Annotated in this window: 13 protein-coding genes; 6 read left to right on the top strand and 7 right to left on the bottom strand. The window is 68.7% G+C overall.

Annotated elements, in window-relative coordinates; translation table 11 throughout:
* Positions 1 to 120: 120 nt before the first annotated feature.
* Positions 121 to 2,934, top strand: coding sequence for an ABC transporter substrate-binding protein (locus ACFWIA_RS19895; protein WP_387006809.1), 2,814 nt, complete (start codon positions 121 to 123; stop codon positions 2,932 to 2,934).
* Positions 2,935 to 3,115: 181 nt separating this feature from the next.
* On the opposite strand, the gene ACFWIA_RS19890 is transcribed toward ACFWIA_RS19895, so the two are convergent.
* Together ACFWIA_RS19890 and ACFWIA_RS19885 are read right to left on the bottom strand one after the other, a co-directional pair.
* Entirely contained in the window at positions 3,116 to 3,427 is a 312-nt protein-coding gene (locus tag ACFWIA_RS19890; protein WP_387006806.1) for an EthD family reductase, read from the bottom strand.
* The gene (locus ACFWIA_RS19885) at positions 3,420 to 3,554 is read right to left on the bottom strand and encodes a hypothetical protein (RefSeq protein ID WP_387006803.1); all 135 of its coding nucleotides are present in this window, start codon (positions 3,552 to 3,554) and stop codon (positions 3,420 to 3,422) included. The genes ACFWIA_RS19890 and ACFWIA_RS19885 overlap by 8 nt, the downstream gene beginning before the upstream one ends.
* Positions 3,555 to 3,693: 139 nt before the next feature.
* Between ACFWIA_RS19885 and ACFWIA_RS19880 the strand changes: the two genes are divergently transcribed.
* The gene (locus ACFWIA_RS19880; RefSeq protein WP_387006800.1) at positions 3,694 to 3,990 is read left to right on the top strand and encodes a winged helix-turn-helix transcriptional regulator; all 297 of its coding nucleotides are present in this window, start codon (positions 3,694 to 3,696) and stop codon (positions 3,988 to 3,990) included.
* Positions 3,991 to 4,507: 517 nt separating this feature from the next.
* On the opposite strand, the gene ACFWIA_RS19875 is transcribed toward ACFWIA_RS19880, so the two are convergent.
* On the bottom strand, positions 4,508 to 5,668 hold the full coding sequence (locus ACFWIA_RS19875; protein WP_387006797.1) for a M20 family metallopeptidase: 1,161 nt from the start codon (positions 5,666 to 5,668) through the stop codon (positions 4,508 to 4,510).
* A 576-nt stretch (positions 5,669 to 6,244) separates the two neighbouring features.
* Positions 6,245 to 6,673 carry a hypothetical protein gene (locus ACFWIA_RS19870; RefSeq protein WP_387006795.1) on the bottom strand — a complete coding sequence of 143 codons (429 nt, stop codon included), beginning with the start codon at positions 6,671 to 6,673 and terminating at the stop codon, positions 6,245 to 6,247.
* A 56-nt stretch (positions 6,674 to 6,729) separates the two neighbouring features.
* Here ACFWIA_RS19870 and ACFWIA_RS19865 point away from each other — a divergent pair, with 56 nt between their 5' ends.
* On the top strand, positions 6,730 to 7,275 hold the full coding sequence (locus tag ACFWIA_RS19865; RefSeq protein ID WP_387006793.1) for a TetR/AcrR family transcriptional regulator: 546 nt from the start codon (positions 6,730 to 6,732) through the stop codon (positions 7,273 to 7,275).
* Between the two features lie 534 nt (positions 7,276 to 7,809).
* On the opposite strand, the gene ACFWIA_RS19860 is transcribed toward ACFWIA_RS19865, so the two are convergent.
* Positions 7,810 to 8,730, bottom strand: a complete 921-nt coding sequence (locus ACFWIA_RS19860; RefSeq protein ID WP_387006790.1) for an NADP-dependent oxidoreductase — start codon at positions 8,728 to 8,730, stop codon at positions 7,810 to 7,812.
* Positions 8,731 to 8,805: 75 nt separating this feature from the next.
* Between ACFWIA_RS19860 and ACFWIA_RS19855 the strand changes: the two genes are divergently transcribed.
* Together ACFWIA_RS19855 and ACFWIA_RS19850 are read left to right on the top strand one after the other, a co-directional pair.
* A complete protein-coding gene (locus tag ACFWIA_RS19855; protein ID WP_387006787.1) occupies positions 8,806 to 9,231 on the top strand; it encodes a winged helix-turn-helix transcriptional regulator in 426 nt (141 codons plus the stop codon).
* Between the two features lie 482 nt (positions 9,232 to 9,713).
* Complete coding sequence (locus ACFWIA_RS19850; protein WP_387006784.1) at positions 9,714 to 9,884, top strand: hypothetical protein; 171 nt, start codon at positions 9,714 to 9,716, stop codon at positions 9,882 to 9,884.
* A 448-nt stretch (positions 9,885 to 10,332) separates the two neighbouring features.
* Here the strand turns inward: ACFWIA_RS19850 and ACFWIA_RS19845 are convergent, their stop codons facing one another.
* Positions 10,333 to 10,800 (bottom strand): hypothetical protein, encoded by a 468-nt coding sequence (locus ACFWIA_RS19845; RefSeq protein ID WP_387006781.1) that lies wholly within the window; start codon positions 10,798 to 10,800, stop codon positions 10,333 to 10,335.
* 284 nt (positions 10,801 to 11,084) lie between these two features.
* Positions 11,085 to 11,699 carry a YdeI family protein gene (locus ACFWIA_RS19840; protein ID WP_387006778.1) on the bottom strand — a complete coding sequence of 205 codons (615 nt, stop codon included), beginning with the start codon at positions 11,697 to 11,699 and terminating at the stop codon, positions 11,085 to 11,087.
* A 181-nt stretch (positions 11,700 to 11,880) separates the two neighbouring features.
* On the opposite strand from ACFWIA_RS19840, the gene ACFWIA_RS19835 reads away from it, so the two are divergent.
* Positions 11,881 to 12,282 (top strand): hypothetical protein, encoded by a 402-nt coding sequence (locus ACFWIA_RS19835; RefSeq protein ID WP_387006775.1) that lies wholly within the window; start codon positions 11,881 to 11,883, stop codon positions 12,280 to 12,282.
* Positions 12,283 to 13,313: the final 1,031 nt, after the last annotated feature.

Raw genomic sequence — 13,313 nt, 5'->3', positions numbered from 1 at the left:
AGCACTCCGCAGCGAGACCGTGCCCACTAGGTTCATAGCTCGGACCATGTACGGGGGTAGTAGACCGTGTCGAATGGTGATCGTGAACCACCGCCGAAGTGCCCCGGTGGACATCTCGGAATGTCGACCAGCGCCGGCGTCGAAGTACAGAAACGACTGGAGGTCCTGATCCGGGACTTCCGCACCAGCGATCCTCCGATGCCCGTCGCCGTACTCCACGCGGAGGACAGCGCCGATGACGACCGCGTCGTCGATCTCGTAGAAGAGTTGCACCGTGGGCAGGACGCGCACGGCACCCGGTGTGCCGTCGCCCCGGCCCGGCAGGAGGGCACCACCGAAGTGCGGCGGGCCGCCGCGCTGGTACGCGATCTCGCCGATGCCCAACGGTGGGACGGACAGCGCTCGGTCTACCGGCGCTACGCCTTTCCCCGGCTGCGCCTGGTGCAGGCCATCGAGGACGCCGTCGGGGAACTGGACGCCGACTGGCCCCAACCGGCATCCACCTCAGCCGGCCGACCCGACCCCGCCCTACGCCTGCTGGACCAACTCGCCAAGCAGCGCTGGCGGCCGAAGGACACCAGACGCTGGAACCCGGGGCCCGCCCAGCTCGACATGGCCCACATACTCCCGGCCAGCCTCGTCGCCGGCCTCGCGGCCCTGCTCGCCAGGAGCCACTGGTCGGTGGCGTTGGCGTCCGGGGTGGGGTTCCTCCTCCTCCTGTTACTGCTGGACAACGTCCTGCCCGGACGGGCGCCGATCTTCCTCTGGTTGCGCCGCGAGAGCCGGTGGTTCATGACCACGACCTTCCTCCGGGCCGCATCGCGCGGACGCCCCACCGACGTCTCGCTCTTCCGTCCGGTCGGCTCCTGGAAGGCCATCGCGGCCCGTGCGTACGACGTGGCCGAGGCGCTCCAAGAGGGAGACGACTTCCAACTGCAACTCTATGTGCTGGCGCTGTTCGAAGACCTACGCGACAACCACCGTCGCTGGAGCTGGGACCTCCGTGGCCTCAAACGGCATCGGCCCCCCATGCTCTTCCTGCCCCACGTGGGCGTGGACAACGGCGGCGTCGAGCTGATCAAGGCGGTCAGCGACGTACGCAGCCGCCGCAGCGAACTGGACCCGCTCCTGATCGTCGCCGCGGTACCGGGCTCCGAGTTGCACCGACTCCAGCGCACGGTGATCCAAGAACCCGGCGGCACCCTGTGGATCTGGTACCAGGAATGGGCACGCAACCTCCGCGCGGGCCAGTCACCCAGTCGCGAACTGGCCGAACTGCCGTGGGTGTTGAAGGTCCCCCTGCCCAGTGACCGCCTGAGCCCGCTCGCGGACGGACAACTTCTCTGCGTGCGCGCCAACTCGCGGCCCACCACGGCCCGGGTCGTCTGGTCCGTGCACGCCCTGACCATGGTGCTGCTGCTGATCGCCGCGGGCATCTGGGCGCGGGCCGACAACCTCCAGGACGAGTACTGTTCGGCGTCGATCCTCACGGCCAACCGCGACACCGTACGCAAACCCGGACCCGATGAGCGGACCGAGTGCATAGGAGTCGCCACCGGCGACGTCCGCTTCGCGACGTGGCTCCCCGACAACGGGAAGGCCTCCGCCGGGGACGACACCTCGTGGTCGGTGCCCTGGCTGGAGGACCGCATCGCCAGCCGGAACCGAGAGGTCCTCGACAAGTACGGCGACCAGTACGTGACCGTCATCTACGCCGGACCGCTCAGCTACGACCCCGACAAGGGCACGTCCCCCGTGAAGGGCATCGAGGAGCTGGCCGGCGTCTACCTGGCGCAGGCGGTCATCAACGACACCTACCCGGTCAAGCTGCGGGTACTGGTCGCCAACGGCGGTGTGGACCTCCACCATCAACAGGACATGGCCGAGAGCATCGCCGCGTACGCTGCCGACGATCCCACCGTGGTCGGTGTGGTCGGCACCGGCCGCGACCTGAAGTCGAGCGAGAAGACCACCGAAACGTTGCAGGACGCGGGGCTCCCGGTGGTCTCCGGAACCAACTCGGCCACCCACCTGCCCCGCACGTTCGCCAACTGGTTCAGCCTCGCCGCCCCCGATGAATGGCAGGCCAAGCAACTCGGCCTGCTGGCAGCACAATTGCGTACACCGGGTGAGAAGCAACACGCCTTGGTCCTGGCCCGCGACACCAGCGAGTCGGATGACCTCTACACCGACGAGCAAGCCAAGTACGGCCAACGGATGCTGAAACGCCAGGGCTTCTCCACCTTGCGGCAGCGCCGCTATCTCCTCGCAGGCGGAAAGCCCGAACTGCGCGTGCACACGGAGAAGATCTGTCAGAGCTCCAAGGTCCCCTCCGTGATCTACTTCGCGGGACGGGCAGAGGACATCGGCCCCTTGATGGCGCAGCTCGGCACCGAACCGGGCTGCGCACAGCGCAACATCTCCATCCTCACCGGTGACGACCTCTCCAAGGCCAAGTTCACCCAGGGAAAGGACGGAGTGGCACCCAAGGTCACGCTTTACCACGCGGCCCTGGCAGAGCTGGAGAAAGCGGCCTCATCGACCACCTTCTACAAGGACGCGAAAGAACACCTACTGGATCAGGAGGACAAACAGCCGACGCACGAAACCGGTGTCTTCTCCAGCGGTCAGACAGCGTTGAACCATGATGGGACGCGGGCGCTGTACTGGGCCGCAACCCGCGGCAGTGACCCGCAGAGCCGCGCGGCGACCTGGGTGAACCTCCGTACCGTCAAGCTCAGCGGAATGGCCACGGGCACCATCGACTTCACCGGAGCGCCGCTCTACGGCGACCGCAGCGGACACAGCGTGGCACTCAAACAGGTGCGAAGCTCGGCGGACGGCACCCCACGGACACGGTTGATCTGTAGCAGGGTCGCCGGCGACGCCAAGCCGCTCACCCAACGGGAGTGCACGATCAACTCCCCTGTTTGAGAAGGTGACACGGGCATCACCGCTGATGCCCCCACCCGGCTGCCCGCACGGTACGGGACGCTGCGCCTGTGAGGGGTGTGACCCGGATGCGACCCGAACGGGCCAGGGGATGACCTTGGTCTACTCGGCCTCGACGAGCGCGCCGTGGAGCGAGGCGACGGACGGGTTCCTGCCGGTGGCCTCAGCCGGTGCCGTCCTGCACCGGATAGTCGATGACGACCAAACCGCCGGTGGCGTAGTTGACGACATCGGCGGCCACCCGCTGGCCGTGCGGCGACGCCCGCGCCGCGGTCAGGGCGGCGGCGTCAGCGAAGTCGGCCTCGAAGACCGCGAAATACGGCGCTTCTCCCTCGGTCGCCGCCACGTCGAAGCTGTAGCGCCACGCAAGCAGGCCGGGCCAACTCGCGACCAGCGGGAGGTGGTCGTTCACGTAGTAGTCGCGGAAGTGGTCAGGGTCGGCGGGCTCGTAGTACAGGACCAACGACCTATGCATGACGACCTCCGGCCAGGGGCGTCGCCTGGCTGTCCAACTCGTAGCGACCCCACCCGCGCATCGTGCGCGCGAGCAGCGCGCCGACCTGGTCGGTGCACGGCGGTTCCAGCAGGGCTATCCGCGACATCGGCTCTCCCTCCGAGTTCGTTTCGAAATCAGAAACATCGGATGGATGCTAGTGTTTCGAATAAAGAAACGCAAGGAGGGCCATGCCGACACCACGCCCAGGAAAACCGGTTCGTGGATCGACGACCGGCCGTCCCGTCATGGCCGCGATGGACCTGTTCGGCCGTCGGTGGGCGCTGCGCATTCTCTGGGAGCTGCGAGCGGGTCCGCTCGGTGCCCGCGCGCTGCTGGCACGGTGCGAAGGGCTGTCATCCAGCGTCCTCTACCAGCGGCTCCGCGAACTCGCATCGAGCGGGATCATCGCACCCTCGGCCGATGGCTACGAGCTCACTCCGCTGGGGACAGCGCTCCGTGATGCCCTTCGCCCGCTCGACGAATGGGCGATCGCCTGGGCACAGGAGCAAGAACACAACGCTCAGGAGCCCACGGAGACGTGAAGGTCACGTCCGACCAGGTGGAGCGGTGAGGTGACGGCCGCAGGCTCGGGACACGGGCACACGCGGCCTGCGAGAAACCCTCGGTCGCTGGCTCGTCGCCGAGCTCGTGGGTGGCGCACTCGCCGAAGCGCCGGATGTGCTCGGTCAGGTACGGCGCGGTGATCCCCGGCAGCGTGCGCTCCGGCATCCGGGCGGCCTTGCCAGTTCTTCGTCGCGAAGGAGACGTCGATCTCCTTGCCCTCCGTAAAGGTGTCGGGGATGAAGCCCCGGGCGAGCCTGTGCCGCCGCGCGCGGCCCAGGCCGCCTCCTCGCGACTCGGCGCGAAGAACAAGTGCAGCTCATGCGCACTGATCAACTGTTTGAACCGCGGATACGCGGTCCGCTCAATCAAGGTCACGGATCCCGGCCCCGGACGACAGCCCAACGGCACCCTCAGTGACGCTGGGCCGAACAGGTGACGGTGGCGCCCCCTCACGCCACCAAGATCATCCCATGGCCCTTTGGGAGCGTGTCTGGGTCACACCCCTGTGAGGTCCTGCGCCCTGCGGGTGCGCTCCGCGATCCAGCCCGCCATCGCCCGCACACCGATACCGATGGCGCGTTCATCAGGAGCGAAGTCGGGGTAGTGCGGATAGCTCGCCGTGACAGGCGTGCCGGGTGCGCGGACACCGAGGAACGTGTACGTACTGGGGAGCCGCTCCAAGAAGAGGGCGAAGTCCTCACCACTGAAGGGCGGGAAAGCAGCGTGCAACTCGGTGACCGTGTTCCGGCCGACGGCACTCCGCAGGTACCGGGCGAGCGGGCGGGCATCACGCTCCGAACACACCATGGCCGGGAACGGCTCAGCGGGGAAGCGCACCTCGGCTCCCGTGTACGACCTGGCCAGTCGACGGATGTTCGCCCGCACTTCCACGTGCCGCTCCTGCGGCCAGCAGCGATACGACACGTTCACCTGGTCGCCCCGGGCCGTTGCCCGGACCGCTACGAACCGGGCCAGCGGCCCGTCGGGCGTCTGCGCCTCGGCGACGATCTGCTCCAGGTCCGCCGGGGTCTGTGGCAGAGCCACGGTCGCGAGCGCGCCGAGCTCGACCGCCAGGCGCCGCGCGGAATCGAACGCGTCCGGCCCGGACACCGTCACCTCAGCCTTGTCCTGCCCCGGCATCCCGTAACCCGGAGTCACGGCGAACTGGCCCACAGGAAAGGGCCCGCAGTGCAGCGCATGGACCTCGGCGACGCTCTCACGCTCCAGCACACCGGATTCGATCAGTGCACGGGCGCCGGACAACGTCTCCTCGGCGGGCTGGAACAGAAAGACCACTGTTCCCTTCAGCCGATGCCGTAACCGCGCCAGGACCTGCGCGACGCCGACGCCCACCGTGGTGTGGACGTCGTGTCCGCAGAGATGGGCCGGTGCGGAACCTCCCCCGACGATGTCCGTGGGCGGGACCGCGTCCATGTCCGCCCGGTAGGCAACGGTCCGGCCCGGACCCGAGCCCTTCAGGACCCCGACGACGCCGTGCCCGCCCACCCCGGTAGTGACGGCCAGCCCCGCCGCCCGCAGTTCCCGGGCTACCACCGCGGCCGTGCGCTGCTCCCGCCCCGGCGCCTCAGGATGCCGATGGAGGTCACGCCGCAGCTCGATCAGTGCCCGCTCCAGACGCGCCGCCTCGGTAGCCACCGAGGCCTGCCCCACCGCACCATTGCGCCCACCTGCGGCGGCCTTCCCCGCACCCGCCCACACCATTCCCGCACCGGCTGCCGCAGTGCCTGCCAGTAACGTGCGGCGCGCGGGTCCCTGCTCCTCGGGTTGATCCACTGTTGCCCCTTCGACTCAAGTCGTCTTCCGGGACACACGATCGCCGCACCCGCATGCCCGTGCCCATCCGGTGAGCCACCCTTCGTCGGTGGGGGTAACCACACCACGGGACGTACGACCGTAGGGGCCCGTGGTGCTACGGGGTCGGCCGCACCATGCCTTCTGCTCGGCCACCGCGTTGGCCACGCCCGCGACGGCGGCCCCTTCCGGGAACGAGCCACGGTACGCCTCCTTGCGCACGACCCGGACCGGGAACCGGTCGGGCCGAAGTGCTCGCCGGGCACTGTCACCCCCTGCGAGTTCCGGGACCCGCCCTCCGAGGTGCCGACGGCGCTCGACGACGACGTTGCGGCCCTGCCCCTTGCTGCCACCCGGCGCCCGGGTCTGCGGGAGCGGTGACCGAACTCTGGGCCACAGGCGGGCGACCTCCCGCCGGAATCACGTACGGGAGGCCGATGCGACGGTTCCCACCCGGCAGGAACGGTCGCCTGCAAGTGCGCCCAACAGGAATGCCGCGTACCCGCCCAGCAGGAGCAGCAGGATGCGCCCGCTGCCGCCCTCGTCGGTCCGTGGGTAGAGCCCGCCAGCCGCTAGGACGAGGACGACGTCGAGGAGTTGGCCGATGATCACAACGGCGATACCGAGACGGGTGCCGTACCCGGCCGGGAGGAGCCGCCCGACCAGGACGCCGATGCCCGTGAAGACGGCGGCGACTGCTCCTGCGGTCAGGGTGGCCGGGGTGTCCGCGAGTGTCGGTGCCAGGGCGATGACTCCCGCCGTGGCCACCACCCAGATCACCGAAGCTCCGGTGGTCTCGGGCCATACGCGCACCAGCCGTTGCGCACCCATCATGTCGCACCTCGCCATTCCGCTAGTATGTAGCGATCGCTACATAGGCTACAGGGTGTTCGAGGAGGAAGCGCGTGTCCCGTCGTGAGGAGCTGCTGACCGCGGCCATGGGGTACGTGGGGCAGCACAGCCTCGCGGCGCTCACTCTGCGGCCTCTTGCTGCCGCGTTGGGCACCAGCGACCGTATGCTCGTGTATCACTTCGGTAGTCGCGAGGGGCTGGTGGTGGCTCTCTTGGACCGGGCCTTCGCCGACCTCGCCGTCGTGTGGCGCGGCCAGCCGGTCGCCAAGCCGTCCGATCTGGTGCGCGCGTTGTGGCACGCCTTCGAGGAGCCCGGGGTCCGCGTGGCCATGCGCCTGTACCTGGAAGCGGCCTCGTTGGCCGGCACGAGCCAGCTGTGGAGCGAGCAGCTGGCACCGGCGACGGCGGCCTACCTCCAGACCGCGGAGCAGTGGCTCGTCGAAACGGGTGTGCCCCCCGCCATCGCCCCGAAGGCCGCTCGTCTCACCTCCGCCACCCTGGACGGTCTGCTGCTGCAGTTGAGCATCGACGGAGATCGGAGCGGGGCAGAAGAGGTCGTGGATTTGCTGGCCCGCCAACTGGACCGTCTGTCCGACTGAACCCACCTGCGCTGTGCGGCTGATCTGACGCCGAGGCAAGGGGCGTCAGAGGAGCAGTTGGCTGCGGACGGCGCTGCACTCAGGACGATCTCGTATCCGCCGCATCACGCGCTCTCCCGCCCTCGACCCGGCCCGGCAGCGTCACGCACATTCCGGAAGTTTCGGGAAAGCCGTGGGGACGGACGAAGCTATCAGCCGGTGTGCGTCAAGGGAGTTGGGGCGAAGCGAGCCGTAGCCGCGAGAAGAACCGGAGCGGAGCTGCCGTTAGGGATCGATCTGCTCCGTGGCCGGGCGTTCGACGCGCGCTCGCGGGCGTTGGTGTGACGGGCGGGTGAGGCGGACACCGATCCCGTTCGTGCACCAGGACCTACGCCCGGTCCTGGTGCACCCCTTCTGGTTGCGGGACGCTGGTGGGTGACCAGTTCGAGAAATGCCCCGCTGTCGAAGTAGACGAACGTGCCCGTGAAGACCTCCGCTGCCCTGCTCCTCAACCAGCGAATGCGGCCTGACCTGAGCGGAGGAGCGTTCCTCGTTTCACGGCACCAGCACCAGGCGACCGCGTAGTCCGCCCGCCTCCAGCCTGCGGTGCGCCTCGGCGACCTCGTCCAGCGGCAGGACGTCTGCGACCCGCGGACGCAGTCCGGCGGCGGCGACCTCGGCGAGGCGGGTGCCGTCCGCGCGGATCCACACGTTGCTCACCCGGATGCCACGCAGCGGCGTCGGTGCGTTGCCCCGTACGCTGACCAGCGAACCCCCACCGCGCACCGCGTCCAGCGCGAGCGTGCCCACGGATGCCGCGTCAACCGCGGCGTGTACACCGCCGGGCACTAGGGCGCGCACGGCGGCGGGCAGGTCCGCGGTCCGCGGCACGAAGAACTCCGTGCCGAGATCGCGCAACAACTCCTCGTCGCCGGCGTTCGCGACGGCGACCACCCGCAGACCGGCCCGCGCGGCGAGTTGCACCGTGTACCCGCCCACCGCCCCCGCCGCTCCGGTGACCAGCAGCGTGTCGCCGGGCTTGGCTCCAGCGATGTCGAGCGCTTGAACAGCGGTGAGCCCGCCCAAGGGGAGGGTCGCCGCAGCCACCAGGTCGGTGCCGGTCGGTACCGCGGTGACCGCGTCCGTGTCCAGCACCACGTACTCGGCCTGCGCCTTGGAGGGCAGCGACAGCCGGTCGGACAGTCCGATCACCGCGTCGCCGGGTCGGAAGCCGATGGCGTCGGGCCCGAGCGTGTCGACGGTGCCGGAGACGTCCCAGCCGATGCCGATGGCCTCCCGCTCCGGCAGCAGACCCGCCGCGTTGAGTGCGCCGGAGCGGGTCTGGAGGTCCACCGGGTTGACAGCCGCGGCGGCGACCCGAATCCGCATCTGGCCCGGTCCCGGTTCCGGCACCGGGACCTCCGCCACCTCAAGAACTTCAGGGCCGCCGAACGAACGAATGATCACAGTTCTCATGTCCACGAACCTAAAGGGCGTTACTCTCCATCAGGAAGTACGCACTTTGGAGTGCGTAACCGACCCGGGAGTGCCATGGCGACCCGCACCGCCGCTCAGCGCCGTTCCGACGAGCGGGCTGCCTACGACGCCTACCTCGCCACCTGCCCAGCCCGACAGTTGCTGGACCGGATCAGCGACAAGTGGGTGAGTCTGGTGCTGAACGCATTGGCCGCCGGGCCGTTGCGGTATCGCGACCTGAACCGGATCATCGCTGGGGTCAGCCAGAAGATGCTCACCCAGACGCTGCGTGCCCTGGAACGCGACGGCCTGCTCACCCGCACGGTGACCCCGTCGGTGCCCGTCCGGGTCGATTACCAGCTCACCCCGCTCGGCCACAGCCTCCTGCCGTTGATGGCCGCGATCAAGGCGTGGGCCGAGTGCCACATCGAAGAAGTCCAAACCGCCCGTATCGACTACGACCAGGGCGTGGCCGTGCACTCGTCCACACCCGCTCCATGAGCCTCCTGGCCTACTTGGACGACGAACGCCGCGCTGCCGACCGATTGGCCGCGCCCGTTCTGCCTACGGTTGTGCGACTGGTGGCGAGGCGACGGGGCAACGATGCACATTGCGGTGACGTGGGCGGCTGGCAACCTCGTTGGAAGAGCGGTGCAGTTGCTCGCGGACCGGGCCGATACGGACGTTTCCGTCGTACCGGGGCCAGGGCATCGCAGCCGTTCCGGCTCTTGTGGCGCACTGAACGCCGGTTCTGGTCGATCAGGGGCCGGTGAGGATGCCGTGGGTGCCGATCCGCGGGCGGAACCCGATTCCGGCACGGCAGCCGTGAACGAAGGCGAAGCGCACGATGCGGCTGAATCGTCGGCACTGTACGGGCGTGAGGTGGCGGAGATCGATGGTGAATCGGGATGACGTCTCGCACGTGGGCACGGGTACTCCGGGCAGCGCGACGAAGCCCCTGACGGTTGCCAGGGGTGATGGGTGTGAGTATGCACCGGCATGGGCGGGACGAGATCCTGGGCCTGACGTTCTCCGACCACGATCTTGTGGTCTTTCTGGAGGCCGCGGGCACCACCGACTCGGAACCGATCCTGGACGACCCCGTGCGGGTGGGGTGGCGGGGCGCAGACGCGCACCGCTGGAACGCCGCCTGACAATAGGCGCCCCCGCACTGCCAGCCAGAGGAGATCGACGACGACGTGAGCTGGGTAACCGCGCCCACCGGGCTTGCCAAGGTGTGGTGTGCCGCTTCCCCTGCTCCGGCGACACACCCTGACGCCGGTCGACACCTCTGCCTACGCCTGCCTTCGGCCTGTGGGAACCCGGCGCACTGCGGCACGGTCCGCCCCCGGGCATCGGGCTTGCGCTGGGAAGGGCACGGGGGACATGGCTGCTGCGCCCGCCGATTCTCATCGACCGGCGCCCCCTGAACCCGTCGGACAGCGAGTTCCAGGCCGCCGGACGCGCGCTGGTCTTCCGCACGGCCGCCTACGCGAACACCTGCACGTCACCCCCGGCCAGTGCGCCTGGGTGGGAAGTCCAATGAAGATGTACCGCGCCTCAGTAGAGAGTCCTGAACGCCGACGGCGGTGACCAGAACGGTCAGCAGCAGGCCGGTTCCGTGCGCGCGGTGCCGTGCCCGCCGCGGAGGCGGATCGCCTGCACCAACGCCCAGAACAACAGCCCAGTCACCGCCGGGGCGCCGAAGAAGACCGCGAGCCCGGCTCCGATGTTCGCGTCGACCGTCCCGGCGGTCAGTACACGGTGACTCCACGCGACGACCAGTCCGGCCGCTGCCAGCGGCAGCAGGACGTACCAGCGGCGCGGGTCCCAAGCGCCGCTCAGGGTGGCGCGCAGCAGGTGCAGGGCGCAGGCGCCGGTGACCACCAGCGCCACCAGGCCGAGCCCGGTTGCCCAGCCCTCCAGAGCCCTGATCGGCTCCATGACGTGTGTGAGTTCGGACTGCACAGACCCTGGCTCGTTCTGCTGCCCCATCAGACCCCACAGGACGAGCGGCGCCCCGGTGACCAGAGCCACGCCCGCCAGTGAGTTCTTCGCGTTGGTTCCCATACGTCCATACGACCACCGGGCCTTCGGCATGTCATGAGTACGTGTACTCAAGGCCCGCTGAGGATGCCGTGGCCACCGATGCGTGACGTAGTCACGGATGGAGCACTTCGCCCGCTCGAATGTCCGTCGGTGGCGTGGATGCGTTCGGTGATGTGCTAGTGGGGAAGTAGGACATCGTCGCCGGGTTCTTCGAACAGGTGCCGGGCGAGTTCGGCGAGGGGTTGGGTGGGCGCAGGAGCCGCCCGCGTGCCTGCGCCCGATGTACGGCGCGGGTGGTCGGGCGGTCACGACGTCGGCGGGTCCGTCGGCTTGGCTCGCTGCGGGCGGAACGTCTCGTGCCGGGCCAGCATCGCCACGAACTCGGCGATCTTCCGGGTGCGCGTCTCGGCCCGTTTGACGGCATTGACCCGGCTGATGAGGGCGAAGCGGTTGGTTTTGGTGAGTACCTCGAACATCGCCTGCGCCGCTGGGTCGGCGGCGATCGCGGCTCGCAGGTCGGCCGGCACCTCCGCTTCCGATGACGGTGCGTAGGCGGCCGCCCACCGCCCGTCGGTCTTCGCGGCGTCCACCGCCGCGCGGCCGGCGGGTAGCATCAGGCCGGCCGCCTCCAACCGGGCCACGTTGGCGACGTTGCGTTGGGACCAGACGCTGTGTGGCCGGCGCGGGGTGAACCGCCTCCAGGAACTCCCCTCGTCGCGCTTGCGGGCCTGCCCGTCGATCCAGCCGAAACACAGTGCCTCGTCGACTGCCTGCTGCCAGGTCAGCGTGGTAACAGAGCCGCCCTTCCTGGTCAGGGCGAGCCACACGCCAGGAGAGGTGGTGTGGTTGTCCAACAGCCACGCGCGCAGCGCCGCGCCGTCAGCAACGATCAACTCATCCAGTTCGGTTCCGGTCACCACCGCAGGTTAGTGCCGCAACCTGGTGTTCGACCTGCCGGGGTGCTCGCTGAACCCGGCAGCATCGGCGTCGGCCTGGCTCGCACCGGCCGCCCCCGCGCCGACCAGGAACTGCTGTGCTGGGCCTTCAGCCGCCTTCGAGTTGGTGCAGGAGGTTTTGCGGGTTCTTTCCAGGACCGGCTGTATGGGTGAGGACCCGGGTGTTGCCGCCTTGTACTACCAGCTTCAGTTGGATGTTTTCTGGACCACGGTGACCTCGTGGCTGCACGCCCTGGCGGTGGCCGATGCTAACGGTATCAAGGCTGAGGGCTTCCTTCCCTATGTCTCGCCCCAGCTGGCCCAGATGCCCGTCTTCATCGGCTACTACTCGGGCCGGATCGACGTGGGCAACTACGCCGGTGACATTGAGCGCTTGTCGATGGCGGTGGCCAGTATCGACCATGTCGTGGAGACCGCTAGGGACTCCGGCGTTGACACCTCGCTGCCCGCCAAGGTCCTGGAGATCTTCCAGCGGGGCGTCGTGGACGGCCGGTCCGAGGACAGTGTCACCAGCCTGGTTGAGATCTTCAAGAAGGCTGTGGCGTAGCCGGCGCGTGTGCTTGTCGATCTTGGTTGTGGCCTGGTGCTGCTCAGTTGTAGTGAGTGGTAGGTCTGTTCCGTGGGTGGGGTGGCTACCCCGCCTGTGGGTATCGGTGCTGGTCGGCTTTGTGAGGGCTGGGGCGGCAAAGGGTGGGTGTTGGTTCAGCCGGTGGTCAGGCGTTGCCAGAGCAGGTCGTGGTCGGCGGGTGCGAGGCGGGGTAGTTGCAGGGCGCTGGTCAGGCCGTGGAGGGAGGCGGTCTGCTGGGTGGGTGTCAGGGGTTGCGGGGATATCTCCGTGAGAGCTGCTCCCCCTTCACCCTCGATGCCCTGACCCAGTCCTCAGAGCAGCACACCGTGACGAATCAGTGAATGACCAGGCCCAGGCGTTCCCGTCTGGGGCCTGGTGGTGCGCTTCGTTTGACCGCGGAGTGACTGCTTGTGCGGATACCTACTCGACGAGGGGCATGGTGCGGGCTGTTCACCAGCGTTCGGCCGGTTGTTGCCGGTGCGGTGGAGTCGGTCGGCGTCGATGAGGGTGGCGGCAGCGAGGGTGGCTTCGACGGCAGTGCACAGGAGGTGGAGGCGGGGTTCGCCGTTGGGTGAGGAGATCGCTGAGCGGTATCGAGTCAGGGGCTGGGGCAGGCCATACGGGGCTCCGGGAGGGGTCGGTACATGCCGCGGTATGGAGTTCGGTCTTGGCGAGGAGAACTCCCAGGCGCGGCATGGTGTCGTCACGTTTGGGGTCGTTCGGCCGGAGTTTCGGGCCCAGCGTTGGGGCAGCGTCGAGTTCGTCCCACGTGCGCTAGAAGGCGCCGGTGCTGGCCGGATGGCATCTCGTCGGATGCGCCATCGGGCTTGCCCTGGCTCTGGAGGAGTCAGGTGCGGGCGACGGTCCGACGACGGGGAGCCGGTCGACGGCGAGGGCTTCGACGAACACGCCGCCGCCGTCACGATGACCGCGGCCGTGCTGGTGCCGTTTAAGGCTGCGAAGGACGCCTCGCTGACGAGTCGCTTGGGGTTGTCGTCTGCCGAGATGAG

Origin of the sequence: Streptomyces sp. NPDC127068, assembly GCF_042724695.1 — a bacterium.
Lineage (GTDB): Bacteria > Actinomycetota > Actinomycetes > Streptomycetales > Streptomycetaceae > Streptomyces.
Note: the sequence above shows the minus strand (reverse complement) of the source record. Positions and strands in the feature narration are given on the sequence as shown.

Coding starts and splice junctions, on each gene's coding strand:
- ACFWIA_RS19895 (WP_387006809.1), top strand. CDS start 121: ATGTCGACCAGCGCCGGCGTCGAAGTACAGAAACGACTGGAGGTCCTG.
- ACFWIA_RS19890 (WP_387006806.1), bottom strand. CDS start 3,427: ATGCATAGGTCGTTGGTCCTGTACTACGAGCCCGCCGACCCTGACCAC.
- ACFWIA_RS19885 (WP_387006803.1), bottom strand. CDS start 3,554: ATGTCGCGGATAGCCCTGCTGGAACCGCCGTGCACCGACCAGGTCGGC.
- ACFWIA_RS19880 (WP_387006800.1), top strand. CDS start 3,694: ATGGCCGCGATGGACCTGTTCGGCCGTCGGTGGGCGCTGCGCATTCTC.
- ACFWIA_RS19870 (WP_387006795.1), bottom strand. CDS start 6,673: ATGGCGAGGTGCGACATGATGGGTGCGCAACGGCTGGTGCGCGTATGG.
- ACFWIA_RS19860 (WP_387006790.1), bottom strand. CDS start 8,730: ATGAGAACTGTGATCATTCGTTCGTTCGGCGGCCCTGAAGTTCTTGAG.
- ACFWIA_RS19855 (WP_387006787.1), top strand. CDS start 8,806: ATGGCGACCCGCACCGCCGCTCAGCGCCGTTCCGACGAGCGGGCTGCC.
- ACFWIA_RS19845 (WP_387006781.1), bottom strand. CDS start 10,800: ATGGGAACCAACGCGAAGAACTCACTGGCGGGCGTGGCTCTGGTCACC.
- ACFWIA_RS19835 (WP_387006775.1), top strand. CDS start 11,881: ATGGGTGAGGACCCGGGTGTTGCCGCCTTGTACTACCAGCTTCAGTTG.